The sequence below is a fragment of the Devosia sp. A449 genome, from assembly GCF_054489375.1.
The window spans coordinates 93654-120650 of record NZ_JBTMWU010000004.1; the positions used below are offsets into that span (position 1 = coordinate 93654).

General features: G+C 63.0%; 27 protein-coding genes. 14 read left to right on the plus strand and 13 right to left on the minus strand.

Annotated elements, in window-relative coordinates:
• Positions 1–40 precede the first annotated feature (40 nt).
• The gene (locus ACX3OW_RS12900) at positions 41–1240 is read right to left on the minus strand and encodes a substrate-binding domain-containing protein (protein ID WP_459096189.1); all 1200 of its coding nucleotides are present in this window, start codon (positions 1238–1240) and stop codon (positions 41–43) included.
• A gap of 131 nt (positions 1241–1371) precedes the next feature.
• Between ACX3OW_RS12900 and ACX3OW_RS12905 the strand changes: the two genes are divergently transcribed.
• From ACX3OW_RS12905 to ACX3OW_RS12940, 8 genes are all read left to right on the plus strand, one after another.
• Positions 1372–1929, plus strand: a complete 558-nt coding sequence (locus ACX3OW_RS12905) for a LuxR C-terminal-related transcriptional regulator (protein WP_459096190.1) — start codon at positions 1372–1374, stop codon at positions 1927–1929.
• A 10-nt stretch (positions 1930–1939) separates the two neighbouring features.
• Positions 1940–3355, plus strand: a complete 1416-nt coding sequence (locus ACX3OW_RS12910) for a sigma-54 interaction domain-containing protein (protein ID WP_459096191.1) — start codon at positions 1940–1942, stop codon at positions 3353–3355.
• A 163-nt stretch (positions 3356–3518) separates the two neighbouring features.
• Positions 3519–4304 (plus strand): 3-hydroxybutyrate dehydrogenase, encoded by a 786-nt coding sequence (locus ACX3OW_RS12915; protein WP_459096192.1) that lies wholly within the window; start codon positions 3519–3521, stop codon positions 4302–4304.
• Complete coding sequence (locus tag ACX3OW_RS12920; RefSeq protein ID WP_459096193.1) at positions 4301–5077, plus strand: ABC transporter ATP-binding protein; 777 nt, start codon at positions 4301–4303, stop codon at positions 5075–5077. Before ACX3OW_RS12915 ends, ACX3OW_RS12920 begins: the two co-directional genes overlap by 4 nt.
• Positions 5070–5816, plus strand: coding sequence for an ABC transporter ATP-binding protein (locus ACX3OW_RS12925; RefSeq protein ID WP_459096194.1), 747 nt, complete (start codon positions 5070–5072; stop codon positions 5814–5816). Before ACX3OW_RS12920 ends, ACX3OW_RS12925 begins: the two co-directional genes overlap by 8 nt.
• 43 nt (positions 5817–5859) lie before the next feature.
• Entirely contained in the window at positions 5860–7056 is a 1197-nt protein-coding gene (locus ACX3OW_RS12930; protein ID WP_459096195.1) for an ABC transporter substrate-binding protein, read from the plus strand.
• A 63-nt stretch (positions 7057–7119) separates the two neighbouring features.
• A complete protein-coding gene (locus ACX3OW_RS12935; RefSeq protein ID WP_459096196.1) occupies positions 7120–8007 on the plus strand; it encodes a branched-chain amino acid ABC transporter permease in 888 nt (295 codons plus the stop codon).
• A complete protein-coding gene (locus ACX3OW_RS12940) occupies positions 8007–8981 on the plus strand; it encodes a branched-chain amino acid ABC transporter permease (protein ID WP_459096197.1) in 975 nt (324 codons plus the stop codon). Before ACX3OW_RS12935 ends, ACX3OW_RS12940 begins: the two co-directional genes overlap by 1 nt.
• A gap of 112 nt (positions 8982–9093) precedes the next feature.
• On the opposite strand, the gene ACX3OW_RS12945 is transcribed toward ACX3OW_RS12940, so the two are convergent.
• The 9 genes from ACX3OW_RS12945 to ACX3OW_RS12985 form a co-directional block, all read right to left on the minus strand.
• Positions 9094–9870 carry an SDR family NAD(P)-dependent oxidoreductase gene (locus tag ACX3OW_RS12945; RefSeq protein ID WP_459096198.1) on the minus strand — a complete coding sequence of 259 codons (777 nt, stop codon included), beginning with the start codon at positions 9868–9870 and terminating at the stop codon, positions 9094–9096.
• A gap of 12 nt (positions 9871–9882) precedes the next feature.
• Positions 9883–10356, minus strand: coding sequence for a type II 3-dehydroquinate dehydratase (locus ACX3OW_RS12950; RefSeq protein WP_459096199.1), 474 nt, complete (start codon positions 10354–10356; stop codon positions 9883–9885).
• Positions 10357–10431: 75 nt separating this feature from the next.
• Entirely contained in the window at positions 10432–11526 is a 1095-nt protein-coding gene (locus ACX3OW_RS12955) for an alkene reductase (RefSeq protein WP_459096425.1), read from the minus strand.
• 118 nt (positions 11527–11644) lie between these two features.
• Entirely contained in the window at positions 11645–12454 is an 810-nt protein-coding gene (locus tag ACX3OW_RS12960) for a transporter substrate-binding domain-containing protein (protein ID WP_459096200.1), read from the minus strand.
• Positions 12455–12484: 30 nt separating this feature from the next.
• Positions 12485–13249, minus strand: a complete 765-nt coding sequence (locus tag ACX3OW_RS12965) for an amino acid ABC transporter ATP-binding protein (protein WP_459096201.1) — start codon at positions 13247–13249, stop codon at positions 12485–12487.
• On the minus strand, positions 13246–13917 hold the full coding sequence (locus ACX3OW_RS12970; RefSeq protein ID WP_459096202.1) for an amino acid ABC transporter permease: 672 nt from the start codon (positions 13915–13917) through the stop codon (positions 13246–13248). Before ACX3OW_RS12970 ends, ACX3OW_RS12965 begins: the two co-directional genes overlap by 4 nt.
• On the minus strand, positions 13914–14597 hold the full coding sequence (locus ACX3OW_RS12975) for an amino acid ABC transporter permease (protein WP_459096203.1): 684 nt from the start codon (positions 14595–14597) through the stop codon (positions 13914–13916). The genes ACX3OW_RS12970 and ACX3OW_RS12975 overlap by 4 nt, the downstream gene beginning before the upstream one ends.
• 75 nt (positions 14598–14672) lie before the next feature.
• Positions 14673–15011: an NIPSNAP family protein gene (locus ACX3OW_RS12980; protein ID WP_459096204.1), complete on the minus strand. Its 339-nt coding sequence runs from the start codon at positions 15009–15011 to the stop codon at positions 14673–14675.
• A gap of 23 nt (positions 15012–15034) precedes the next feature.
• Complete coding sequence (locus ACX3OW_RS12985; protein WP_459096205.1) at positions 15035–15955, minus strand: fumarylacetoacetate hydrolase family protein; 921 nt, start codon at positions 15953–15955, stop codon at positions 15035–15037.
• Between the two features lie 224 nt (positions 15956–16179).
• Here ACX3OW_RS12985 and ACX3OW_RS12990 point away from each other — a divergent pair, with 224 nt between their 5' ends.
• From ACX3OW_RS12990 to ACX3OW_RS13005, 4 genes are all read left to right on the plus strand, one after another.
• The gene (locus tag ACX3OW_RS12990; protein ID WP_459096206.1) at positions 16180–16998 is read left to right on the plus strand and encodes an IclR family transcriptional regulator; all 819 of its coding nucleotides are present in this window, start codon (positions 16180–16182) and stop codon (positions 16996–16998) included.
• A 26-nt stretch (positions 16999–17024) separates the two neighbouring features.
• Positions 17025–17447 (plus strand): cupin domain-containing protein, encoded by a 423-nt coding sequence (locus tag ACX3OW_RS12995; protein ID WP_459096207.1) that lies wholly within the window; start codon positions 17025–17027, stop codon positions 17445–17447.
• A gap of 102 nt (positions 17448–17549) precedes the next feature.
• Positions 17550–17786, plus strand: a complete 237-nt coding sequence (locus ACX3OW_RS13000) for a hypothetical protein (RefSeq protein WP_459096208.1) — start codon at positions 17550–17552, stop codon at positions 17784–17786.
• On the plus strand, positions 17783–19177 hold the full coding sequence (locus ACX3OW_RS13005; protein ID WP_459096209.1) for an FAD-dependent oxidoreductase: 1395 nt from the start codon (positions 17783–17785) through the stop codon (positions 19175–19177). Before ACX3OW_RS13000 ends, ACX3OW_RS13005 begins: the two co-directional genes overlap by 4 nt.
• Here the strand turns inward: ACX3OW_RS13005 and ACX3OW_RS13010 are convergent.
• The gene (locus ACX3OW_RS13010) at positions 19163–21388 is read right to left on the minus strand and encodes a heavy metal translocating P-type ATPase (protein WP_459096210.1); all 2226 of its coding nucleotides are present in this window, start codon (positions 21386–21388) and stop codon (positions 19163–19165) included. The genes ACX3OW_RS13005 and ACX3OW_RS13010 overlap by 15 nt on opposite strands.
• A 67-nt stretch (positions 21389–21455) precedes the next feature.
• On the opposite strand from ACX3OW_RS13010, the gene ACX3OW_RS13015 reads away from it, so the two are divergent.
• Positions 21456–21893 (plus strand): MerR family transcriptional regulator, encoded by a 438-nt coding sequence (locus ACX3OW_RS13015; protein ID WP_459096211.1) that lies wholly within the window; start codon positions 21456–21458, stop codon positions 21891–21893.
• A gap of 140 nt (positions 21894–22033) precedes the next feature.
• Here the strand turns inward: ACX3OW_RS13015 and ACX3OW_RS13020 are convergent, their stop codons facing one another.
• Positions 22034–24766 carry a glycoside hydrolase family 2 protein gene (locus tag ACX3OW_RS13020; RefSeq protein ID WP_459096212.1) on the minus strand — a complete coding sequence of 911 codons (2733 nt, stop codon included), beginning with the start codon at positions 24764–24766 and terminating at the stop codon, positions 22034–22036.
• Positions 24767–24955: 189 nt separating this feature from the next.
• Here ACX3OW_RS13020 and ACX3OW_RS13025 point away from each other — a divergent pair, with 189 nt between their 5' ends.
• Positions 24956–25981: a LacI family DNA-binding transcriptional regulator gene (locus ACX3OW_RS13025; RefSeq protein WP_459096213.1), complete on the plus strand. Its 1026-nt coding sequence runs from the start codon at positions 24956–24958 to the stop codon at positions 25979–25981.
• Here the strand turns inward: ACX3OW_RS13025 and ACX3OW_RS13030 are convergent.
• Positions 25978–26979, minus strand: coding sequence for a LacI family DNA-binding transcriptional regulator (locus ACX3OW_RS13030; RefSeq protein WP_459096426.1), 1002 nt, complete (start codon positions 26977–26979; stop codon positions 25978–25980). The two genes, ACX3OW_RS13025 and ACX3OW_RS13030, sit on opposite strands and share 4 nt — an antisense overlap.
• Positions 26980–26997: the final 18 nt, after the last annotated feature.

The following is a 26997-nucleotide window of genomic DNA, read 5'->3' on the forward strand; positions in this document are numbered from 1 at the left end:
GCCGCGACCGAAGTCGCGGCGCACGGGTCTGAACAGCCGATTATTGCTGGTTATTGCGGCCGACGGGAATGTCCATTTCATCGGCTGCGATGACGCGGACCAGCTCGGGGATGGCCCAATCGACGCCCTCATCGACGCGGATCTTGAAGTGATACATCGCCTGGAGCGCCTGATGATCCTCGGGCCGGAAGGTCATCTCGCCCTTGGGCGTGTCGAAGCTCATGCCCTCCATGGTGGAGATCAGGGTTTCGGTGTCCCAGGTTTCTGCGGTTTTCAGCGCCTTGACGATGGCCATGGCCGAGGCCATGCCGCCAGCAGTGAAGAAATCAGGCGGCGAACTGAAGCGCTTGAAATGCTCTTCGACCAGCCAGTCATTCACTGGATTGTCGGGCGCCTCGTAGTAGTAATACATGGCGCCTTCCATGCCGGGCACCTGCTTGTAGGCGACCAGCGCCGGCAGGATATTGCCGCCGCTCGACAGCTCGATCCCGTAGCGGCCCGGGTCGGCGGCGGCCAGCGGGGTCATGGCGTCGATGCCGGCGACGTTCATGAAGATGACCTTGCGGCCCGGCTGGTCCCGCAGCGCACCGAACAGGCGTTCGATGGTGGCGGTGAAATCGGTGGTCTGCTGCGGCACATATTCTTCGGCCACGATATGGGCACCCGTGCCCTCAAGCGTACCCTTGAAGGCGGCGATCCCGTCGCGCCCGAAAGCGTAGTCCTGCGCCAGCGTGGCGACATAGAGATTTTCGTCGGGCGCCAGAGCGAGGGCCTGAGCCTGCATGTCCATGGAGGAATTGCGCGAGGTCTTGAACACGAAGCGGTTGGCGTCGGGGCCGGTCAGGCTGTCGGCAACGGCCGGCTCGACCAGCAGGATGCGCTCATACTCCTCGGCAATCGGCAGCATGGCCAGCGCCACGCCCGAGGAGGTGTCGCCCACCGCGATCAGCGCGTCGTCGTCGCCATAGGCTTCGGCCAGCAAAGCGCGGGCGATGTCAGGCTTGAACTGGGTATCCTTGATGATCAGCTCGATCGGCTTGCCCTTGATCTCCATGGTGCCGCCAGTGGCGTATTCCAGCCCCAGTTGGAAACCGGCGTGGGTCTGCTTGGAATAGGCTTCGAGCGGGCTGCCCGACAGGCCATGCAGCAGTGCGATGCGAACCGCGTCGTCCTGGGCATGAACCGCCATCGGGGCGGTCAGCGCCGTCACTGCCGCAAGAGCGGCCATAAGTTTCTTCATGATCTGGTTTCTCCCTGAACCCGGTCGCGATCCTGCCAACCCTTGTATCGGGTCTCCTCTGGCATGGTATGACGATGTCGCTATTATCAAGCTACGTCCCGAAGTCCGGCAATACCGTAGAAACACACCACATGACCGCCATGGCAGAGCTTTCAGAACTGGCCTTCGAATATGCGCCCATCGGCCTGGTGGTGACGGAAAACCGCGTGATCAGAACCTGCAACCCGGCCTTTGCCGCCATGTTCGGCTATGAACGCGATGCTTTGATCGATCAATCCTTCGCGCTGCTCTACCCGAGCCAGGAGGAATTTGTGCGCATCCGCGATGTTGGGGTCGAGCCGCTGCGGCGGGACAACCGCTATTCGGACGAGCGTATCATGGCGCGAGTCGGGGGTGGGTTGTTCTGGTGCCGGGTGCGTGGCCATTCGCTGACCCGCGACGATGATCCGCTACGCCGGGCGGTGTGGAGCTTTGCCGATCTGTCCGAAATCCGGCAGGTAGCGAGCCTGTCGGCGCGGGAGCGGCAGATCGTCATGCATCTGGGGGAGGGGCGAACCTCCAAGGAAATCGCGCGGCGGCTGGAAATTTCGCCGCGTACAGTGGAATCCTATCGCGCGCGGCTGCTCAAGAAATACAATGCGCATAACGTGGCCGAACTGCTGTCCCATCTCAGTTCGATGCCCGGATGAAAGCTGCCCCATGGACGAGGTGATCGACAACAATCCCATGCCCCGGACGGGCTCGCCAGAGCAGGCGGCGGATGCCTTGCGGCTGCTGCGCGAATATTTTCACGGCGCTATCATGGTCGATGCGGAATCGCGCATCACCTGGATCGATGAGCGCTATCGCCAATTGCTCAAGCTCGATCCGGCCTGGGACGTGCTCGGACTGCCCGTCGAGCAGGTCATTCCCCATTCCCGGTTGGGTCGGGTCGTCGAAACCGGCCAGCCGATCCTGCTCGACATCATGCGATTCGATGACCGCCAGTTCGTTGTCTGCCGCATTCCGCTCAAGGGCGGGGCGGGGGTAGTACGGGGCGCGGCGGGCTTCGTGTTCTACGACAATGTCGATTACCTCACGCCGATTCTGGAAAAATTCGAGACGCTGCAAAAACAGCTCACCCGCGCCCAGGCGGCCCTCACCCGCGAGCGGCTGACCAAATATTCGCTGTCGAGCTTTGTCGGCACCAGCGAGATGGTACGCGACCTCAAGGCGGTGGTTCGCCGTTTCGCGCTGCGCGATGGGGCGGCGCTGATCCAGGGGGAGACCGGCACCGGCAAGGAATTGCTGGCCCATGCCATCCACCAACATTCTGACCGGGCAGATGGCCCCTTCGTTGCCGTCAACGTCGCGGCAGTGCCCGAGGCGCTACTGGAAGCCGAGTTCTTCGGAGTGGCTCCCGGCGCCTATACCGGGGCCGAGCGCACGCCGCGCAAGGGCAAGTTCGAGCTGGCCCATGGCGGCACGCTGTTTCTCGATGAAATTGGCGACATGCCCCTGGCCTTGCAGGCCAAGCTGCTACGCGTGCTGCAGGAAGGAGAGTTCGAAGCGCTGGGCTCCAATACGGTCAAGAAGGTCGATGTGCGTATCATCGCCGCGACCTCGCAGGACTTGCGGGCAAAGCTTGCCGACCGCAGCTTCCGCGCTGACCTGTATTATCGCGTTGCCGTGCTGACCGTCGATGTGCCGCCTTTACGTCAGCGGCGCGAGGATATCGGGCCGATCTGCGAAGCCTTGCTGGAACAGACGTCGCGCCCGGCCGGCCAGCGCGGCTGGGTGCTGGTGCCGGAAGCGGTGCGCCTGCTGGAACAGCACGACTGGCCGGGCAATGTGCGCGAATTGCGCAATGTGCTGGAACGCGCGGCGGCGCTGGCGTCGAGCGATGTGCTCGATTTCGCCCTGATCCGGCGCTCACTGCCGCTCGAAGCGCAGGGCGTCTCCGCCGTTGCCGCCAATGGCGCCGATCTGGCCACCACCCTGGCCCAGGCCGAACGACAGGCCATCGAGGCGGCCTTGGCCGCTAGCAAGGGCAACAAGGGCGTCGCCGCCGAGCGGCTGGGCGTATCGCGCACCCAGTTCTACGAAAAGCTCAAGCGTTACCGCATCGAGACATAAATGTGCGGATTTCCGGACGATTGCGCGGATATGTCCGGTAACCCGAACACTTTCTGCCGTGCCGTGATGCGCAACTCCAGCAAATCCGGGCTTGGCACGGAACCTGCAATGTAACCCCCAACAAGACCGGACCGGCACAGGTCCGCAACAGGGTGGAGCAGACGTGACCGATCCAAAGCGCATTGCGCTGGTGACCGGCTCGACGAGTGGCATCGGCCTCTCGATCGCGCAAAAATTCGCAGCCATCGGCTATGACGTGGCCCTCAGCGGCATCGAACAAGAGGCCAATATCGGCCCGGTTCTGGAGCAGGTCAGCGCCGGCGCCAGTGGGCGCATCCGCTATTTCGGCGCTGATCTGGCCGATGGCGAGGCAGGCTACGGCTTGGTCAAGGCGGTGCAGGCCGAATTCGGCGGGCTGGACGTGCTGGTCAACAATGCCGGCATCCAGAAGGTTGCACCCATTGAGGATCTGCCGCCCGCCGACTGGGACCGGATCATCGCGGTGAGCCTGGATTCGGCGTTTCACACCATTCGCGCCGCCCTGCCGGCCATGGTCGGCAAGGCCTGGGGGCGCATCATCAACATCGCCTCGGCTCACGGGTTGCGAGCCTCGCCGTTCAAATCGGCCTATGTGGCGACCAAGCATGGTGTGATCGGCCTCACCAAGACCGTGGCGCTCGAAGTGGCCGAAAAAGGCATCACGGCCAATGCTATCTGTCCAGGCTATGTCTGGACACCGCTGGTCGCGGCGCAGGTGAGGGATCAGGCCAAGCTGCATGGCCTGAGCGAGGCAGAAGTCGTGCGTCAGGTGCTGCTGGCCCCCCAGCCAACCCGCCAGTTCGTGCAACCCGAGGAGATCGCCGAACTGGCCGCCTATCTCTGCCGCGACATGGCACGCTCCATTACCGGTTCGGCCATTTCCATCGATGGAGGCTGGACCGCCAAATGAGTTCCACTGTCGCAACCAGTGCCGACGACATCATCCTGTCGGCCCGCCAGCTGACCAGGCGCTTTGCCGGCTTCGTTGCCGTCAACGGGGTCGACCTCGACGTACGGCGCGGTTCGATCCACGCCCTGATCGGTCCCAATGGGGCGGGCAAGACCACATGCTTCAATCTGCTCACCAAATTCCTGCAGCCGAGTTCCGGCAGCATCCATTTTAATGGCCGCGACATTACCGCTATGGCGGCGGCCGACATCGCCCGGCTCGGCGTGGTCCGCTCCTTCCAGATTTCGGCGGTGTTTCCCCGCCTGAGCGTACTGGAAAACGTCCGCATCGCCCTGCAGCGACGGCGAGGCGACAGCTTCGATTTCTGGCGGCCGCAGAAAGTGCTCTCCAGCTTCGACGCGGAGGCTGCGCGCCGGGTGGACGAGGTCGGTCTAACCGCTTTTCTGCACACGATGGCCGCCGACCTCTCCTATGGCCGCAAGCGCGCGCTCGAGATCGCCACGACGCTAGCGCTCGAACCCGAAATGCTGCTGCTCGATGAGCCGATGGCGGGCATGGGGCAGGAGGACGTGGCGCGCATTTCCGCGCTGATCCGTACGATTTCGGCCAATCGCACCATCCTGATGGTCGAACATAATCTCTCGGTTGTCGCCGATCTGTCCGACCGCATAACCGTGCTGGCGCGCGGCGAGGTGCTGGCCGAGGGCGCCTATGACGAAGTCTCCAAGGACCCGCGCGTGATCGAAGCCTATATCGGAGCCGGACATGGCTGAGCCTCAGGTACAACCAGACGAAAGCCTGCAAAACGCCGCTGCGCCGCTCCTCGCCGTCCGCGATCTCAATGGCTGGTACGACGAAAGCCATGTGCTGCACGGCGTTGCCTTCGACGTCGCGCCGGGCGAGGTGGTGACGCTGCTGGGCCGCAACGGCGCGGGCAAGACCAGCACTCTGCGCGCCATCATGGGCTTGCTGCCCAAGCGGACGGGTTCGGTATGCTTTGGCGGGCGCGAGCTGATCGCCCAGCCGGCCCGCACCATCGCTCGCGCCGGCATCGCCTTCTGCCCCGAGGAGCGCGGCATCTTCGCCTCGCTCAGCGTCGAGGAAAACCTCATGCTGCCGCCGCAGGTCAGGCCCGGCGGGCTCAGCCGCGAGGAAGTGCTGACCATGTTCCCCAATCTACGGGAACGGCTGGGTAGCCAGGGCACCAAGCTCTCGGGCGGCGAGCAGCAGATGTTGGCCATCGGCCGCATCCTGCGCACCGGCGCCAAATTCCTGTTGCTGGACGAGCCCACCGAAGGGCTGGCCCCGGTGATCGTGCAGCAGATCGGCCGCACCCTGGCCGACCTCAAGGTGCGTGGTTTCACCATTGTGCTGGTCGAGCAGAATTTCCGTTTCGCGGCTTCGGTCGCGGATCGGCACTACGTGGTCGAGCAAGGCCGGGTGATCGATATGATCCCCAATGCCGACCTCGCCGCCAATACCGCAAAACTGCACGCCTATCTGGGCGTGTGAGCCAAATGCCCGCAATAGGGCATCAACCGGGAGGAAACCGATAATGAAGCTCAAGACTCTGATACTGGCCTCGGCGGCCAGCCTGCTACTGGCAGGGACCGCGCTGGCCCAGACCGCCGTCAAGATCGGCGTGCTCAATGATCGCTCGGGGGTCTATGCCGATCTGTCGGGTGAAGGCTCGGTGGTCGCGGCGCGCATGGCGGTCGAGGATTTCGACGCTGCCGGCAAAGGCATCACCGTGGAGATCGTTTCGGCGGATCACCAGAACAAGCCCGACATCGCCTCCAATATTGCCCGGCAGTGGTATGATCAGGATGGGGTCGATCTGATTGTCGACGTGCCGACCTCCTCGGCGGCGATCGCCGTGCACGAAATTACCCGCGAAAAGGATAAGGTGTTCATCAATTCGGGCGCGGGTTCGGCCGATCTGACTGGGACGCTGTGCTCGCCCAACACCATCCACTGGACCTATGATACCTGGGCGCTAGCGCATGGCACCGGATCGGCCATGGTGGATTCGGGTTACAAGCGCTGGTTCTTCCTCACCGCCGACTATGCCTTTGGTCATGCGCTGGAGCGCGATACGGCGGCGGTCGTCGAAGCCAGCGGTGGCGAAGTGGTCGGTACGGTGCGTCACCCGTTCCCCGGCACCGATTTCTCATCTTTCCTGCTGCAGGCCCAGGCATCGGGCGCTGATGTGATCGGGCTGGCCAATGCCGGCGGCGACACCGTCAACGCGATCAAGCAGGCTTCCGAATTCGGCATCACCCAGGCTGGCCAGGCTCTGGCTGGTCTGCTGATCTTCATCACCGACGTGCATGCCCTGGGGCTGGAAACCGCGCAGGGTCTGGTGCTGACCGAAAGCTTTTACTGGGACCTCAATGACGACACCCGCGCCTGGTCCGCACGCTTCGAAGCCGAGATGGGCAATAAGCCCTCAATGGTCCATGCCGGCGTCTATGCCAGCGTGCTGCACTACCTCAAGGCTGTCGAATCCACCGGCGGCAAGGTCAGCGCCGATTTGATGGCCGCCATGAAGGCCACGCCCACCAGCGATCCGCTGTTCGGCGAGGGCGAAGTGCGTGTCGATGGCCGCAAGATCCACGACATGTATCTGTTCCAGGTCAAGGCGCCGTCCGAATCCAAGGGCCCGTGGGACTATTACAAGCTGCTGTCGACCATTCCGTCCGAGATCGCCTTCCGGCCCCTGGCTGATGGCGGTTGCTCGCTGGTGCAATAATTCTTCCTCGGGCGTCGCGGTTCGCCGCGGCGCCCATCCATCGTTCAAAATCAGGATCTTCCGATGTTCGAGCTATTGGGCATAACGCCCCAGGCGCTGTTCGGCCAATTGCTGCTGGGTCTGATCAACGGGTCGTTCTATGCGCTGCTCAGCCTTGGTCTGGCGGTCATTTTCGGGCTGCTCAACATCATCAATTTCGCCCATGGGGCGCAGTACATGATGGGCGCCTTCGTCGCCTGGATGCTGCTGACCTATACCGGCATCAATTATTGGTGGGCGCTGTTGCTGGTGCCGCTGATCGTGGGGGCGAGCGGCGTGGTCATCGAACGGCTGATGATTTCGCGGCTCTATCGACTCGATCACCTCTATGGCCTGCTGCTGACCTTCGGCTTGGCGCTGATTATCCAGGGGTTGTTCCGCAATCAGTATGGCGTGTCGGGTCTGCCCTATTCCATTCCCGCCGAATTGTCGGGCGGCACCAATCTGGGCTTCATGTTCCTGCCGAACTATCGCGGCTGGGTGGTGTTCGCCTCGGTCGTCGTGTGTTTTTCAACCTGGTTCGCCATCGAGAAGACGAGGCTGGGCGCCTATCTGCGCGCTGCCACCGAAAACCCCACTCTGGTTGGCGCCTTCGGCATCAATGTGCCATGCATGATCACCCTCACCTATGGCTTCGGCGTCGGGCTGGCCGCTTTGGCGGGTGTGCTCGCTGCACCGATCTATTCGGTCAATCCTAATATGGGAGCTGACCTGATCATCGTGGTGTTCGCCGTGGTGGTCATCGGTGGCATGGGCTCGATCATGGGGGCAATTCTCACCGGCTTCGGCCTGGGGATCATCGAAGGCCTGACCCGCGTGTTCTATCCCGAGGGCTCGGCCGTGGTGATTTTTGTGATCATGGCTCTGGTGTTGCTGGTCAAGCCTGCCGGCCTGTTTGGAAGGACCGCCTGATGAGCACCGACACTATCTTGCCCACCGCCAGTGCGACCCTGCCCATCGGCACGCCGCGCCATCATATCGCGATCTTCGCGGGCCTGTTGGTGCTGCTGCTGTTCGCGCCCTTTGTGCTCTATCCAGTGTTTCTGATGAAGGTGCTGTGCTTTGCGCTGTTCGCCAGCGCGCTCAATTTGCTGCTGGGTTTTGGCGGGTTGCTCTCCTTCGGCCACGCGGCGTTTTTCGGGCTGTCGAGCTATGTTACGGCCCATGCCGCCAAGGTGTGGGGCGCGACGCCCGAAGTTGCCATCCTGCTGGGCGTGGTGGCTGCCTCCATTTTGGGCTTGGGGATCGGCGCGCTCGCCATCCGCCGCCAGGGCATCTATTTCGCCATGGTGACGCTGGCTTTTGCCCAGATGGTGTTCTTCTTCGCGCTGCAGGCCCCCTTCACCGGCGGTGAGGACGGCATCCAGGCCGTGCCGCGCGGCAAGTTGTTCGGGCTGATCGACCTGGCGCCCGACCTGACGCTCTATTTTGTGGTGCTGGCCATCGTGTTTTCGGCGCTGCTGCTGATCTACCGCATCGTCCATTCGCCTTTTGGCCAGGTGCTCAAGGCCATTCGTGACAACGAGCCCCGCTCGATCTCGCTGGGCTACAAGGTCAATCAATACAAGCTGGCGACCTTCGTGCTATCGGCGGCATTGGCGGGACTCGCCGGTGGCACCAAGGCCATCGTCTTCCAACTCGCCTCACTCACCGATGTCTATTGGACCATGTCGGGAGAGGTGGTGCTGATGACGCTGTTGGGCGGCATGGGTACTATTTTCGGGCCTCTGGTGGGCGCCGCCATCATCGTCGCCATGCAGAACTATTTCGCCGGCTTCGGCGCCTGGGTCACTGTGCTGCAGGGCGGAATCTTCGTGATCGGCGTGCTGTTGTTCCGCGAGGGCATTGTTGGGGTGATCGCTCGTTGGATCAGAAAGCCGCTGTGAGTTTGACGTCGATTTTGGCGGTATGCGCTGAAGCAATCGCCAATAATTCGATTGAACCTTGTGTCCGGTTCAATGCCAGGCAGCAAACTGACCGCCGATGCCGCACCATCTGCTAGATTTGATGGAGAATGCCGCCGTTAAGGGCAATGACCTGGCCGTTGAGGAAGTCGCTGGCCGGTGATGCTAGATAGAGCACGGTGGAGGCGAGATCTTCTGGTTGCCCCCAGCGCCGCACCGGCGTTCGGTCCTTGATATAGGCCAAGTATTCGGGGTCCTGCGTGAAGATGCGGGACATGGGCGTCGAGAAATAGCCCGGAGCGATCATATTGGTCGTGATGCCCAGTGGACCCAGTTCCATGGCGAGCGCGCGCGTAAGCGCGGTCACCGCCCCTTTGGCGGCAGCATAGCAGGACATGGGAACGCGGGTACTATCCGTCGTGATCGAGCCGATCATGATGATCCGCCCGAACGCCAATCGTTTCATCCCTGGCAGAGCCGCCTGGGTGACGTTCATCGCCCCGAAATAATGGACATCCATCAATGCGCGCGCGTCCTCCGGAGTGTAGTCCTCGAAGGGCTTGCGGATGTTGTAGCCAGCATTGTTGACCACGATGGCAATGTCACCGACCGTGCGGTTGACGGACGCGATGGCCGCCTGCGTTGCATCGCGATCCGCCACGTCGAATACCGAGGGACTGGCGAGCCAGCCATTGGCACAAAGCTCATTGGCCGCCGTCACAGCTCTCTCTTCGTCCTGGTCATTGATGATGACATGGGCCCCGGCCGCCGCGAGCGCTTGCGCCATGCCCAGACCCAGGCCTTGTGCAGCGCCGGTAACCAGCGCGACTTCGCCGGTGAGATCGAACAGTCCGGTGGCATCGGTTTTCATGGTGTTTGTGACTTAGTTTGAATTGGCGCGCAGCAGGTGGCGGTACATGGCATCAAGCCCCAGCAGATAGGAATCGATGCCGAAGCCCTGCACCACGCCCACGGCCAGATCGGCCAGCGTCGAGACGTTTTTCATGACGTACTGGTTACGCAGATGCACTTCGACATAGGGCTTGGCGACTGACATGATGCAGTAGCGGATCGAGGCTCCGGCGCCCACTGACCATGATGCCGGGTTCATCACTAGGCCATCCATACCCTCGTTCTCGACGGCTTCATAAATGCGGTCGAGGGCCGCGCCTTCGCTGTTGGTATAGAAAATGCTGAGGCGATAGCCCGTGTCGCTTGCATGCTGGCGCACGATCTCATCGAGTTGGGCGGCAGTGGTCGAGCCGTAAAGCTCGGGCTGCCGCTTGCCGAGATAATTCATATTTGGCCCCTGCAGCAGCAGGATATGGGGGCCGGCGCCATTAGCCAGTGCTGACATGGGAATTCTCCAGAGTTCAAGAGCCAAAAACAGGGCCGCAACGGGCCGATAACGCCAACGAGATGTCGGTTTCGATCAGCCGCCCGCCACGGGATAGTCGGTATAGCCCCGTCTGTCGCCGCCATAGAAGCTGGCATTATCAGGCGTGTTGAGCTCCAGCCTGAGCCGGAAGCGCTCGACCAGATCGGGATTGGCAAGGAAGGAACGGCCGAACGCCACAAGGTCGGTGTGACCGGCGGCAATCCGCTCGGCGGCGAGCGACTGCGTATAGCCGTTATTGGCCATATAGGTGCCGCGGAAGGAGCGGCGAAGCCTGGCATAGTCGACGTCCGTATTGTAGTCGCGAGCGCCCCGCGTTTCGCCCTCAATCACGTGCAGATAGGCCAGGTTGAACGGATTGAGGCTTTCCACTGCATGATAGAACAGCGGTACGGGATCACTGTCGAAGGCGCCATTCGAAGGCGTGACGGGCGAGAGGCGAATGCCAACCTTGTCGGCGCCGACGGCGCGGCTCACTGCGTCGACCACCTCGCACATGAAGCGCACGCGATTGGCGATGGAGCCGCCATAAGCATCGGTGCGCTGGTTGGAGCCGTCGCGCAGGAACTGGTCGATCAGATAGCCGTTGGCGCCGTGCAGTTCGACGCCGTCGAACCCCGCTGTCATAGCGTTGCGGGCACCCTGTACATGGGCTTCCACGATGCCGGGGATCTCTTCGATATCGAGGGCGACCGGCTCGGAGGTCGGCAGGAACTCGCCAGCAATCCAGGTCCGCGCCTGAGCCCGGATGGCAGAGGGGGCAATGGGGGCCTTGCCGCCGGGCTGGATGAGGACGTTGGAGACGCGGCCCACATGCCAAAGCTGCAGGAAAATGCGGCCGCCGCGCTGGTGCACCGCATCGGTGACCTGGCGCCAGCCAGCGATCTGCTCTTGGGTATGGATGCCCGGGGTGAGGCCATAGCCTTGGCCCTCGGGGCAGACCTGGGTCGCCTCGGCAATGATCAGGCCTGCCGTAGCGCGCTGGGCGTAATAGTCGACGAGCATCGCATTGGGCACGCCATCCTCGCCAACGCGATTGCGCGTCAACGGCGCCATTACCAGGCGGTTCGGCAGGGTCAGCGAACCAAGCGCAAAGGGTTCGAACAATGCGTCAAGATCATGTGGCGGCATCACGGCGCCCCTCTGGTCGGTCAAGGATGTATCCGGGTTGAATGCGATGGCGCGGCGGCCACGCGCGGCCCGCAGGGGGCAGGAACGACCCGCAATGCAGGCCGCCCCTATCGTCGTGTTACTTCTTGGCCATGGTGGGCAGTACTTCAGGCAGCGGCAGGCCGGTATAGCGCTCGGTGATCTCGTTGAGCGAGCCATTGGCCAGGTTTTCAGCGACCCATTCGTTGAGGTGCTTGACCAGCTCGGGCTCGCCCTTCTTCACGCCGATGCCCAGGCCGCTGGCGCGGGTGACAAACTTGGTCTCAAAGCCAAGTGCCGGGCCGGCCTCGTTGACGCGCAGCAGGGTTGCCGCGGCATGGCCAATCAGGTCCGACTGACCGCTGACGATGGCGGTAATCAGGGTTGCATCGTCTTCGTAGCGGGTGACGGTGAAGCCGTATTTGTCGGCTTCGGCAGAGATGTCGGTGTCATTGATCGTGCCGCGCGCCACGGCCACGGCACGGCCCTTGAGGTCGTCCCAGCTGGTGACATTGTCGTCGGCTGCGCCGCCGATGACCGAGGAAATCACGCTATAGGGAGCGCTGAAATCGATGACTTCGGCGCGGTCCGGGGTGATCGAGAGCGACGAGATGACGAGGTCGGTCTTGTCGGTCAGTAGGTTCGGAATGCGCGAGGACCCAGCGGTCTCGATGAATTCGAGTTCCAGACCCCAGTCGGCGGCGAGCTTGCGCGCCACTTCGACGTCGAGGCCGATCGGCTGCAGGCTGGCGTCGAGCATGCCATAGGGCGGCACGGCGAAATCGGTCGCAACGCGCAGCTTGCCCGACTGCATGATTGTTTCATACTGATCGGCAATTGCGGCGCCGGAAATGGCGACGACCATGGCGGCCCCGGCCAGAATGGCGACGGCCATCTTTGAAGCTTTCATCTTACTCTCCCTTATTGACTATTTGTCGTTTCAGAATTCACTGGCGATGAAGTTCGCCAATTCGGTTGTGGCCGGCGCAGACAGGATGGACGCTGGTCCTTCCTCCCTCACCTTGCCTTGATGCATGAAGATCACCTTGTCGGAGATGCGGCGGGCAAAACCCATTTCATGGGTCACCATGAGCATGGTCATGCCGTCCGCCGCGAGGTTCTCGATGGTCTTGAGAACCTCACCGGTCAGCTCCGGATCGAGTGCCGAAGTCACCTCGTCGAACAGCATGACCTTGGGCTGCATCGCCAGCGATCGGGCGATGGCGGCGCGTTGTTGCTGGCCGCCGGAAAGCTGCTCGGGATAAGATCCCGCCTTGTCGGCCAACCCGACCTGGGTCAGGGCCTTGAGCGCCAGATCACGCGCTTCACCCTTGCCGAGCTTGCGCACGGACCGGGGAGCGAGCGTGACGTTCTGCTCGATCGTCAGGTGCGGGAACAGATTGTAGCTCTGGAACACGATGCCGACATCGAGCCGCAGCGCGCGCAGGTTGATCTCGGGATCGCTGACGCGATGGCCACAGACCTCGATAGTGCCTGCCTGCACGGTTTCGAGCCGGTTGATGCAGCGCAGCGCCGTGCTCTTTCCCGACCCGCTGCGCCCGATGAGCGCGGCCACCTGGCCACGATAGAGATCAAACGAGACTTCGTTGAGAACCAGCAGGGCGCCGAAGCTCTTGACGACATTGGACAGCGAGACGATTGGCGCGGCGTCCGCGCGGTCTGAACTGGTTGGAATATTGGTCATGGCGTCGTGCCTTGTTTCTTGCTGGCGTAGCCGGTCCTCGCTTCAAGTTTCCGGCTGAACATCGAGAGCGGGAAGCAGATGGCGAAGTAGATGACGGCGACGATCATGTAGACGGTGAAGGGCTGGAAGGTTGAGTTGTTGATCAGCTGCGCCGACCGGGCCAACTCGACAAATCCGACCACGGACACCAGCGAGGTGTTTTTGACGATCTGCACCAGGAATCCGACGGTGGGCGGGGTCGCGATGCGCATGGCTTGGGGCAGGATGACTTTGACCATGCGCTGGGTGCGGGTGAGCGCCAGGCATTCGGCGGCCTCCCACTGTTCCTTGGGAACGGACTGGATCGAGCCGCGCCAGATTTCGCCGAGATAGGCGCTGACATAGATGGTCATCGATACCGTGGCCGCGATCAGTGGCGACACGTTGAGTCCGATGGCCGGCAGGCCGAAATAGATGAGGAACAGGATCACCATCAGCGGCGTGCCCTGGATCACCTGGATATAGACCGTGGCCAGATAACGGGCCGAGCGCTTCGGGGAGATGCGCAGCAGGGCAATGACGCCGCCGAGCGCGCCGCCAAAGACGAAGCCCAGCGCGGACAGCAGAATGGTCCACATCGCTCCGTTCAACAGGAAACCGATATAGGTCGGGCTGAAGAGGATGTTCATGCCGCCACCGCCTTGCGCAGCGCACGCTGGCGCGGAAAGATGACCTGTCCCACGACCCACAGCATGCCCCGCAGCGTCAGCGAAAGGGCCAGGTAGATGAGGGCCGTCACGGTATAGGTCTCGAACGGCCGGTAACTGGTCGCCTGGAGATAATTGGCAACGCCCGTCAGTTCCTCGACTGAAATCTGCGAGGTGATCGAGGACGCCAGCATCAGCAGGACGAACTGGCTGCAAAGCGAGGGATAGACCCGTTCGATGGCCGGCAGCAGCGCCACGTGCCAATAGACCTGCGCCCGGGAAAGCCCCAGCGCATCGCCGGCCTCCCACTGCCCGGCCTTGATCGAGTCAAAGCCGGCACGCACGATCTCGGAGGTGTAGGCCGCCGTATTGATGGTGAGCGCGATGATGGCGACGAGCGCCGCAGGCAGGCGCGGTCCGATCATCGACAACCCGAAGAAGGTCAGGAAGATCTGGATCAGCAGCGGCGTGTTGCGGATGATTTCGACATAGGCCGCCGTCACGAATCTCAGCGCCGGAAAGGAGGAGCGGCGGGCCACGGCGAGCAAGGTGCCAACGACAAAGCCAAGCGCGATAGACGATGAGGACAACAGAATAGTCATCCAGGCGCCATCCATCAGCGCGGGTATGTGTTGAGCTAGGAAGGAGTAATTGAGTTCCATTATCCTGTTTCCGCGATTTGGTTCGAAGCCGTTCAGGGCCGGCAGACGCTATGCCCCGGGCTCCGGAGCCAATCGCTATTGCACGTCGGTGGGCAGGGAGCGGATCGGCGAGAAAGATGTCGGCAGCATGATCCGATTTTCCATCGTCATGATCATCGGGCGGATCTGTTTGAGGCAGTTCTGCCACTGCGGATCGGCCGCCAGCAGCGCCCGACGGCGCGCACGGTCATCAAGGCTCTCATAGCCCCACAGGTGAACCACCTGATTTTGGGTCCCGAGTTCGGTGACAAAATAGCCGAGAAACCCGCCCAGGATCGGGCGCTGGGCCGATAGCCCCTCGGTTTCATAGATGCGCAGATACTCGGACATCTCTGCCCAAGTGTGCAGAACGTATACCCGTTCTTCGACGATCATCGTTTTTCTCACTCCAAATTGAACTAGTGGCTGGCCACAAGCCGGCTAGGAACCGGCGAATTGCGGGTCAGGTCGGTGGCGCGCACCACATTGCGGAGCTCCCCCAGCCCGGTGGCGCGCACGACAACTTCATCGCCGTCGGCAAGATAGATCGGCGGCACGCGGGCGGAGCCGATCCCGCTTGGGGTGCCGGTCAGCACCAGGTCGCCGGCGCGCAAGCTCATGCCGAATGCGAGCTCAGCGATCAGCTCGCCCACCGAGAATGCCATTTGCGACGCGCGGGCATTCTGGCGCGTTTCGCCGTTGACGATGCATTCCAGAGTGACTTCGGAAAGCTCGATCTCGTCGGCGGTCACCACGAAGGGGCCGAGCGGCATCGTGCCATCGACGCTTTTGCCCTTGAGCCACTGGCCGCCATGGCGGCGCTGCAGGTCGCGCTGGGAAACGTCATTGGCAAGGCAGTAACCGAACACGGCGGCTTCGGCTTCCGCGACACTCGGGCTGAAAATGTCCTGACCGATGATGACGGCGATTTCGGCCTCGTAATCCCAGCACTGGGAAAGGGCGGCATCGAAGGCGATGGGATCGCGCGGACCGATGACAACGCTCGGCGCCTTGGTGAAGAAGGTTGGCGCGGCAGGGCGCTCGACTTCGTTGGCCCCGCGCTTGCCGACGCTTTCATCGAAATGAGCGTGATAGTTCCAGCCGGTGCACAGGATATCACGACGAAACCGCGTGAGTGGCGCCAATGGCTCGATATCGGCAAGCGCTACCAGCGGCAATTTCGCCGTCGCGAGGCTGGCGCGAACCCGGTCCATACCCGAGGAGCCTGCAGCGAGGATATCGGCCAAATCGCCAACCGAATTCGGCAGAATCGCAACCATGGCGTCCTGAATGACACCGAGCCGAATCCCCTCATCGCTGGCGAACGAAACGAACCGCATAAAGCCTCCGGATTCAATCGGTTAGAATAGGAATTTCTATCAATCCTATTTAACGACTTTTGTAGCTTGTCTCATATTATGGGATTTGATACAAGTCTTTCATTGGCGGAGTTCTCCGGAACAGGCGCGTCGACCCCGATCCCTGCCTGAACGGAATGTGGAAACGTGCTAGTCGGAGATCGGATTGAAATGGCGACTTCAGCACTTGGGAGCACAAGGCCGGCATGAACAGCCTCGACAAGACGCTATCGATACTCAACCTGTTCGACGACGCGACAGCGATCGTCACTCCTGAGCAGGTCGAGGCGCTGACAGGCGCCTCACGCTCCAGCGCCTACCGCTATTTGCAGAGCCTGACCGATGCGGGCCTTCTGGTGCAGTCATCCAGCGGGGCCTACAGTCTCGGCGCGCGTATTCTGGAACTGGGCCGTCTGCAACGGCGCTCAGACAGCCTGCTATCGGTGGCCAAGCCGGTGATGGCCGAGGCCGGTGCGCGGTTGGGCTACAATCTGATATTGTCGCGCTATTACGGCAATCGGGTCATCTGTTCGCATACCACCTGGCCCGACAAGTCGTTGGACCCGATCTATGAACGCGGCAAACCGCTGCCGATGTTCTATGGCGCAATGGCCAAGGTGATATTGGCCAATCTGACGCCCTATCAATTGCGCAGCCTGATGCTGCGCCATGTCGATGACATCCGCCAAGCCGGTCTCGGCGACGACTGGAAGCAGTTTCGAGTGAACATGACCCGCCTCCGCAAGCAGCGCGCCTGCGTGACGCTTGAGGAAATTGCCTCGGGCTCAGTCGGCGTGGGCGCTGCGCTGTTCGATTGCGATCAGCGCGTGGTCGGCAGCATCGTTTTCGCAATCCCCCGTCCGGTTTTCGACGCGGCCGACGAGTCCGTGGTGCGCAACGAGATCATCGGTGTTGCCGATCGCATCATGCTCAACCTCAACGGCCAGCCCGCCATGGCGCAATCCGCCTCGGCGCAGCCCGAGAGCGATGAAGCGAGTGTCGAGGCGGCGGATCCTGCGGAATAGAATTACCCAAGCAAGAAGGAAATAGCATGGCAGCACTTGTACCAGTGGTGACCCGCAAGGGTCGGGAATACACCGAAACCGGCCAGTCCGGCGGCGCATTACGGGTCTCGGGCGTCAGCCCCCAGCATACCCCTGCGACCAAGATCTGGTTCGGCAAGGTAAGCAATCTGCCCGGCTATCGTTCTTTGCCGCATCACCATGGCGAAGCTGAAACCGGTGGCTACGTGCTGCGCGGCCATGGCCGCATCTACTATGGCCCCGGCTATGCGCAGTGGATCGATATGGTGGAGGGCGACTTCGTTTTCGTACCGCCTTTCATGCCGCATGTGGAGGTCAACATGAGCACGACCGAAGACCTGCTCTGGCTGACGACCCGCACGCCGGACAATATCGTGGTCAACCTGCCCGACGTCGACGACGCCTCGCTTGAAGGCTACCAGCGGGCCTGATCGCTCCGACACTTCCAAAATTGCAACAGATTCCGGCTTGCTGCTATCCGCGGCAGGCCGGGGCACGCCGGAACGTCGCCGGCCATGCAGGACGAGAATGACATGACCAAGACCATTTTGCCTTCCTATCCCGTCGTGAACTTCCTGGTACGCTGGGGCACAGTCCTGACCGGGTTGCTTGGCTTGGTCCCGCTCCTTGCGACAATCGCCATGGTCTGGCAGGGCGCATCGCTGTTCTGGCTGGGCGCGGGCCTCGTCGGCGGCGCCGTGCTGTGGCTGATTGCTCAGAGCTATGTCGAGGTGCTGCGCATCCTCTCCGATGCGCTGATGCCCCGATGATAGCCGATGTCCTGATTGTCGGGGCAGGGTTGGCCGGACTATCGGCGGCCAACCGTGCCGCCGAACTGGGCCTGAGTGTCTGCGTGCTGGAGGCAGGCGAGAGCGAACTTTATGCCTGCAATAGCCGGATCTCGGGCGGCCTGTTCCACATCACCATGGATGACATGGTCCGCCCCGCCGATGATGTCGTGGCCTCAATTGCCCGGGTGACGCGCGGTGAGGGCATTCCGGCGCTGGCATCCGCATTGGGCGGTCGCGCGCGATTTGCCATCGACTGGCTGCGCGAACAGGGCGTCACCTTCATGAAAGCAGGCCCCGATGGCCTGAGCAAGTTTTCGCTCGCGCCACCGCGCGTGCGCCGCACCGGCCTGCATTGGCGCGGCCGGGCCGGGGACGTCATGCTGCGAACGCTGGTCGATGCGTTCACGCGGCGCGGCGGCCGGATCGAGCTTGGTCACGAAGCGCTACGCCTGATCATGCGAGCGGGGCGTTGCGAAGGCGTGATCGTGCGCCATCGCGGCGTTGAAAAGGTCCTTCATGCGCGGGCCGTCTTGCTCTGCGATGGGGGCTTTCAGGCCGATCACGACCTGCTCGCCGAATTCGTTACGACCGCGCCGGAGCGTCTGCTGATGCGCAATGCGCGGACCGGGCGCGGTGCGGGCATTCGTATGGCCCGTGCCGTCGGCGCCCAATTGGTCGGCATGGCGGCATTCTATGGACATTTGCATCATCGCGACGCGATGGGCGATGAAGGCTTGTGGCCGTTTCCGGTGCTCGACTCCCTTGCCACCGCAGGCATCCTCGTCGACAGCACCGGCAACCGCTTTTGCGATGAGGGGCTCGGCGGCATCAGCGCCAGCAACGCCATCGCCCGGCTGCCGGACCCACTTTCGACATATCTGGTCTTTGATGCGGCGATCTGGAACGGGCCGGGGCAGAACTGGCTGCTGCCAGCCAATCCCTATCTGCTTGCCGCTGGCGGGACGATGGTGTCGGCCCCCAGCATTGACGAACTCGCATCCCAGCTTGGCCTGCCGCCCGAGCGGCTGACGGACACGGTCAGTCAATACAACCTATCATTGCGGACGGGCGCACAGCTTGCCGTGCCGCGCACAAATGAACTTTATGAGCCCTGGCCGATCAGCAAGGGGCCGTTCTACGCGGTGCCGATCTGTGCAGGCATTACATACACCATGGGCGGCATACTAACTGACGAGAAGGCACAGGTTCTCGACGAGGCCGGACACCCAATCGAAGGCCTGCTGGCCGCCGGCGCAACGACAGGAGGCCTCGAAGGCGGCAGCTTTGCCGGCTATTCGGGCGGCCTGTCCAAGGCTAGCGTATTTGGCATTATCGCTGCTGAAACTCTGGCCGCCTCACTGGTTGTCTGAGGCTGTTGCCGACAGGTTGCTGAAGCCTCTACGAGCGGCGCCTACGTAGGTCGCCCCACGCCAACCCAGCAAGCGCATGGCGTTCAGTGTGACGAGTACGGTGGCGCCGGTGTCAGCGAGAATGGCGGGCCACAGCCAAGTGACACCGATCACCGTCGTGACCAGGAACACGGCCTTGAGCCCCAGCGCAATCGTGATGTTCTGGCCGATATTGGCCATCGTGGTTTTGGACAGTCCGATCATGTCGGCGATATCTGTCACCCGTCCGTGCAGAACGGCTGCGTCCGCAGTCTCCAACGCGATGTCGGTGCCGCCGCCCATGGCGATGCCGATGTCGGCGGCGGCCAATGCAGGGGCGTCGTTGATGCCGTCGCCAATTTTTGCCACCACCTTGCCCGCCGCCTGGAGTTCGCGGACGATGCGCTGCTTGTCTTCGGGCAGCAGCCCAGCGCGCACGTCCATGCCGAGCGCGGCGCCAATAGCGGCGGCTGTTCGCTGATTGTCGCCGGTCAGCATGACCGTGCCGATGCCGGCCTTCCTCAAAGCGTCGACACCCGCCCAGGCGTCAGGCCGGGGCTCGTCGCGGATCGCGAAAACGCCGGCCACTTCATCATCGATGAGAAGCACCGAGACGGTCTTGCCCGCGTCGTTGAAGGCGTCAATTCGGGTCCGCAGGTCGCCGGAGATAGCGGCCTTCTCCATGGCGGCGGTCAACGAGGCAAGGAACACCCTTTCTCCGCCCACACTGCCCAGAACGCCTTTACCGGGCACCGCCTTCATGTCGAAAGCCGGTGGGATCGGCGCCTTGTCGGTCTTTGCCTTGGCCAATATTGCGAGTGCCAAGGGGTGGCTCGACCCGGTCTCCAGCGCCGCCGCCATCGACAACACCTTGGCCTCGGGTCGACCGACGCCGATGATGTCGGTGACTTTGGGCTTGCCCTCGGTCAGCGTGCCAGTCTTGTCCATCGCCACCATGGTGACGGTGCGCAGCTGCTCGAGCACCGCGCCACCCTTGAGCAGCAGACCACGGCGCGCACCGGCCGACAGAGCGGCAGCTATTGCGGCCGGCGTCGATATCACCAATGCACAGGGGCAACCGATGAGCAGGATGGCCAGCCCCTTGTAGATCCACTCGCCCCAGGCTTGACCGAACAGCAAGGGTGGGACGACCGCTATCAGGGCGCCCACCACCAGGACCGCTGGCGTATAGACCTTGGAAAACCGGTCGATGAAGCGTTCGGTTGGCGCCTTGCTCTCCTGGGCTTCCTCCACCAGAGCGATGACGCGCGCGATGGTGTTGTCCGAAGCCTTGGCCGTCACCCTGATCCTGATCACCGCATCGGTATTGATGGTGCCGGCGAACACCTGATCGCCCGACCCCTTGGATTTCGGCACGCTCTCGCCGGTCACCGGCGCCTCGTCAATAGCACTGCTACCATCAACGATCTCGCCATCGGCCGGAATGCGGTCGCCGGGCCGGATCATGACGACCGCCTTCAGCGCCAGACTTGCGGCGGGCACTTCCCTGACACTGCCGCCTTCGACCAACAATGCCGTCTTGGGCACCAGATCTGCGAGCCCTTTGATGCTGGCGCGGGCGCGACTGGCCGCCACGCCCTCGAGCAATTCGCCGACGAGAAACAGCAACACGACCGTTGCCGCCTCCTCGGTGGCCCCGATGAAGACGGCCCCAATGGCTGCAATCGACATCAGCGTCTCGATCGAGAATGGCGAGCCGGCCATGGCCCCAGCCACGGCGCGTCTGCCGATCGGCACCAGTCCTACCAGCAGCGCCGCGACGAACGACCAGTGGCCGATCTCCGGCTGCACCCGGCCAATCAGATAAGCGGCCAGCAAAGCCGCGCCGCATGCCAGGGTAAGAATGGCTTTCCGGGTTCTCCACCAGGGGAGGCCCTCGTCATGGTTACGATCACCGTGCATGTGGACATGACCGGCGATTTGCGCCGACGATGGTTCGACCTCCAACGGCCGGATAGGCCTGGTGGGATAGCCGAGATTGCCGACCTTGGTGACGATCTCCTGCAGGTCGGCGCCGGGTGCGTGCTTGACCGTCAGCGTGCCGTTCATGACCGAGACGGAGACGTCCTCGACGCCGGCCACGCGCCGCGCAGCGGTATCGACCTTGGCTGCACAGGCACCGCAATCCATGCCCTCGACACGAAAGCGTGTCGTATCGATTTCTGCATCCATTCGGCCCGCTCCTTGCAATCCAGAACTCAGGCGTACATCCTCCAGTGGCTATAGGAGCAAGCGCAAAATGAGCAATGGCATCGCTATCGGCAGGGTTTCGGAGGCGAGCGGGGTCAAGGTGCCGACCATCCGCTACTACGAGCAGATCGGACTGCTGCTGCCGCCACCGCGCACCGAGGGCGGTCGCCGCGCCTATGAGAAGGCCGATATCGAGCGGCTGAGCTTCATCCGGCATTCGCGGGAGTTGGGCTTCGAGATCGACCAGATCCGGACCCTGCTGCAGTTACAGGATCGACCGGAGCAGTCTTGCGCCGATGCCGACGTCATCGCCAAGGCGCGCCTCGCTGAAGTGAAGGACAAGATCGCCGGCCTGACAGCGCTAAAAGCCGAGCTCGAACGCATGGTAGAGGGGTGCAGCCATGGGCGGGTCGAGACCTGCAAGGTCATCGATATCCTGGCCGACCACAGCAAGTGCAAGCACCACCAGCATGATGCGGCACATTAGGCAAAACGTTTGAATGGGCGGACACTGGTCATCATGGCCGCCTGGCGTGAGAACAGCAGAAGACGATGCAATAGGCGTTATTGACCTGGGTGATGCCGGCGGGAACGGCCATAGTGGCCTCCCCGCCGCTCCATCCCAGATTAGCCGTGGTCGACCGGCATGGTCTGTGCGGTCTGGATCAGAGCATCCAGCAGCGCTGCGGCGACCGGGTCCACTCCGGGTGCTTCGCGGGTCAGCCGGAAGCTGGTGGCGACGACGCCACCCCGGCCGACGCGCTTTTCGGCAATGATGGCGGCGGGCTTGTGCACCCAGCCGACGACAATGCCGGCATGCACGTTATTGCCGAATTCCCAGGGCCGGAATCCGGTGAGCAGATGATGCGGCACCACGTCGGAAAAGCTGAGGTCGAAGATCGGCCCGCCCGGAATGCTGGCAAACGCGCCCTCGCGGCGAAGCCAGCTGAAGCCGGCGATCCAGTCGCCCCGCCAGATGGTGCCATCGCGTTCGACCAGGCCAATGCCCGGCAAATGTTGATCGAGGCTGGGGCGGAAGGACTTGCCATCGACGACGATGCTGCGATGCGGCAGCTCGCCGTCCGGCATGTCGGTGCGCAGATTGTTGTGGGTCGGCACCGTGCCATCGGCCAGGATCACATAGCGCGCGCCCGCCTTGATCGCCTCGATATCGGCACCGGCCACCGCGTGGCACAGGACCACATCGGCCTCTGCCGCCGGCACGATGCGATAGCCCAGCCCACGGGCGAAGTCCGCCAGCTGGGGATCGGCAGCGGCGATTGCCGCCAGCTCCGACAACTGCCGCTCTGCGTAAAGCGCGATCTCGCAGCTGTTGCGCGCCAGGATGGCGTCGGCGGCTTCCAGCGTGAATTCGAGCTTGGCCATGCGGTTATCGCTGCTGGTTGGCAGGGTAATGGATAGATCATGGCTGACGGTCGATACTGTCCCCAGTCCAGCCACGGTGAGCGCCCCCTCGGCGTCGCCGCTCCAGCGCAAGGTTGCGCCGGCCGGGATGGTCTGGCCACCACTCGCCAGTGTCACCGCGATAGCCAGGGTCTCGCCGCTCCGCGCCGCATAGCGGGAGGGGCGCGGCACGATGACGATATCCGTATTGATGGTGGCAAATACATCATGGAACACGCGGGGATTGCGCTCCATGTCGAGTAGGCCATTGGCCTCCCAATGCACGTCGGTTAATTCGGTGATGACGTAGCCCATGATCGACTGGTGCAGCCGCATGGTCTCGATTTCATAGCGCAGATTGGCGAATTGATACCACTGAGCCGCTTCGATGAAGCCATCGAAGGAGCCGAAGCTGCGCTGCAGGTCGAGCGCAGCGAAGCGCTGCTCGATGCCGTGGGGCAGGGCGACGCCATCGCCCCAGACGGCGCCGGTCTCGAACCAGTCCGGTTCGCTGCCATCTTCGCGCCGTAGCAGCTTGGGGTCGGGCAGGCCCCAGACGCCGAATTCGGAGACGATCAGAGGTTCATCGCCCCGCCGCTCCGCATCGCCCAACGGCGAGAAGGTCCAGTCGGCGCCAGCGGCGAACTGAGAGGTGATGTCGTCCCATTCCTGGCGGCGCTCGGGCACCGAGCGGTAATAGTGAAAGTCGTTGAGGTCGGTCTTGACGTGGAAATTGGGGAAGCAGGCCGAGTTGTCGACCACCAGCCGGGTCGGGTCTTCTGCCTTCAGCCAGTCATACATGTCCTTGAGCCACTGGCGGTGCTCGGCATTTTCTACCAGCCGCGTGCCCCAATCCTCATTGATGATGGTCCTGGCGATGATCGAGGGATGGTTGCGGTCGCGCGCCAGAATGCCGCTCATCGTGTCGCGCATACGCTGCGCCGAGGCGGTGGTGAAATTGGCGACGTTGGGGATTTCGGTCCACACCAGCAGCCCGAAGCGGTCGGCTACCTCGTAATAGCGTGGATCCGGCACCTTGATGTGGCAGCGCAGCAGGTTGAGGCCGAGATGCTTGGCCTTGCGCGCCTGATCCTCGAGAAATTCCAGCGAGGGCGGGGTGTAGATGCCTTCGGGATAATAGTCCTGGTCCAGCGCGCCGCGCATATAGAGCGGCGCGCCATTGAGCAGGATCTTGCCGTCGCGGGTCTCGATGCTGCGGAAGCCAAAATTGTGCGAGACGCTGTCGGCATCGGCGAGGGTCACGGTCAGCGTATAAAGCGCGGGCGTGTCCGGCGACCACAGTCTGGCCTCGGCGACGCTCAGCGATACGGTGAGGGCTTGGGCGGCGGTCAAGCTGGTTTCGGCCACGATGTGGCCGGCGCTGTCGCTGATGCTCATATTGACCGGCAGGCCGATGGCGGCGTCGGTGAAACCGAGCGTGGCATGCATGACGCCATCCATGCCGGCGGTGATCTCCACCTCGGTCACGCGGCGCGCATCGCGGGCTTCCAGCGAGACCGACTGCCACAGCCCGCCAATGCGGCCATACCAGCTCATCTTGCCATGCGGAATTTCGCCGAAGGGGAAATCGGGGTAGGCGCGATGGTCGGCAGAGGGCATGACCACCCGGACCTCAACCTCGTTTTGCGGCCGGAGCAGGTCGGGGGGCAGCTCCAGCTCGAACGGCAGATAAGCGCCTTCGTGGCTGCCAATTGACTGGCCATTGAGCAGAACTTCGCAGAAATAGCTGACCGCGCCGAACTTCAGCGCCAACTGCTGGGACTCCCAGCCGTCGGGCAGTATGAAGCTGCGCTTGTAGACGGCGCTGCCGCTGGTATCGACCAGATCGGAGAATTCGGCCTGCCACGGGCCGGGCACCTGCGCCGGGCGCCAGGGGCCAGTTTCATGGCGAAACTGCCAGGCGCCGTCCAACGACAGGCTGCGGCGCGATGACATTTGGGGGGCAATGACTCGGGCGGGGCCGGCGTTGTTCATCATATCCTCAGAAGTATTAGTAATATTATTATCACCTTATGATCGTGCCGCTAATCTGGCAAGTGGATTTGCGGGCTTGATCCCGTCCCGCCAAGGGGCGTATGCGGCTGGGGCATTGGCTTGTGCCAACAGGGAGCGGGGACGGTAGCAGTGGAAAAACGTGCGACCATGCTGGAAGTCGGCGAGCTGGCCGGGGTGTCCCAGGCCACCGTGTCGCTGGTGCTCAATGGCGTCCCCAATACAAGGATTTCCGAGGCAACCCGCCGCCGCGTCATCGATGCGGCCGATACGCTGGGCTATCGCCGGGGCCGGGCGCATCCGGTGCCCGAAGGCCGCAAGCGGGTCATCGGCCTGTTCATCGACGAAGTTTCGACCACCCCGTTTGCCGCGCCCTTCATCGAAGGCGCGCGCGACGAGGCGGCGCTGCAGGATGTCACTATCGCCACCTTCTGCACTGGCTCCAATCCGGCGCTGGAGCAGGCGGCGCTGGACCTGCTGATCGGCCAGAAGGCCATCGGCGTGCTTTATGGCTCCCTGATCACCCGGCAGCTCAGCGTCCCCGACATGTTCAGCGCCTTGCCGCTGGTGCTGCTCAACTGCTTTGAACGCGAGCTGCGGTTCCCCTCGGTGGTGCCGGGCGATTTCGTCGGCGGCTACACCGCCACCACCAATTTGCTCAAGGCCGGTCACCGCCGCATCGCCCATCTGGCCGGCGAGGAATTCCTCGAAGCCTCGGTCGATCGCGAAAAGGGCTTTCGCCAGGCCATGGCCGATTTCAACGTGCCGGTGGAAGAGGCGCTAGTGTCGTTGGGCGGCTGGACGCTGCGCGGCGGGCGCGAGCGGGCGCGGGCGCTGCTGGCGCAACCCAGTCCGCCCACGGCCATCTTCTGCTTCAACGATCGCATGGCCATGGGCTGCTATGACGCCGCCCGCGCTTTGGGTCTGCGCGTGCCGGAAGATCTCTCGGTGGTCGGCTTCGACAATGATGATCTCGCCGATTTTCTCGATCCGCCGCTCTCGACCCTGGTGCTGCCGCATGACGAAATGGCGCGGTGGGCGGTCGGGCAATTGCTCGACGGCTATGATAGCGCCGATCAGGATGAGCGGCTGCAGAAGATCAAGATCGAATGCGAGTTCGTTGCCCGCCAATCGATTGCACCGCCGCGCGCCGGCTAACGGGGTGGTGCAATCGACTCGCGTTCGACCAGCGGGCATTCCAGTCGGGTGATCGGGTAGCGCGGGGCCGGCGGTACGCCGGCGGTGAACTGTTGGATGACCCACTGGCCCATGGCCCGATGCGGCAGGATAGCGCTGCTCAGGCGGGGATGCAGGTGCCGGCAGATTTCCTCGTCGTCATAGCCCAGCACCGACATATCGCGTGGAATGCTCAGCCCGGCCTCGGTCAGCGCCTGATAGCAGCCAATGGCGGTGCGATCATTCTGGCAGAAAATCGCCGTGGGCGGATTGGGCAGCGCCAGTAAGGCGCGGGTGCCCACATAGCCGGCGCTGGCGGACCAATCGCCCTCGATCACATAGTCGGGGTCAAACGGAATGTCGGCGGAGGCCAAGGCACGACGATAGCCCTTGAGCCGGTCCTGCGCCGCCTCCATCCAGACTTCCCCGGTGATGGTGGCGATGCGCCGGTGACCCTGTTCGATCAGATGGCGCGTGCAGCGCTGGCCGCCGGCCAACTCGCTGGGCACTACGGCAGGGCGGGATTGGCTCTGGGTGTAGCAATTGAGCAGCAGCACCGGAATGTCGAGCTGAGCGATCTCGGCCGGAAGTTCGATTTCGCGAGTGAAGATGCTCATATAGATCAGGCCGGCGACGCCACTCTCGACCAGCGCCTGCACAGCTTCCACTTGCGTTCTCGGGTCATTGGCGGTTTGCGACACCAGCAGGATCGCGCCAGCGGCGCGGGCTGCGGCGCTGGCACTGTCGATCGCCACGGCCGCCTCCGGGCTGGTTGCCAACTGGTCGACCAGAAAGCCGATGCGCCGCACGGCGGACTCGCGCTTCACGGTGGCGGCAAGCGGGGCGCTATAGCCAAGGCGGCGCGCTGCTTCCATGACGCGTTGCCTTGTTTCTACGGCCAGCTTGATGCCAGGTGATTGGTTGAGCACGAAGGACACCGTTGCCTGCGAGCAGCCCGCTTCGCGCGCCACATCGGTCATGGTCACGCGCCGCGTCCG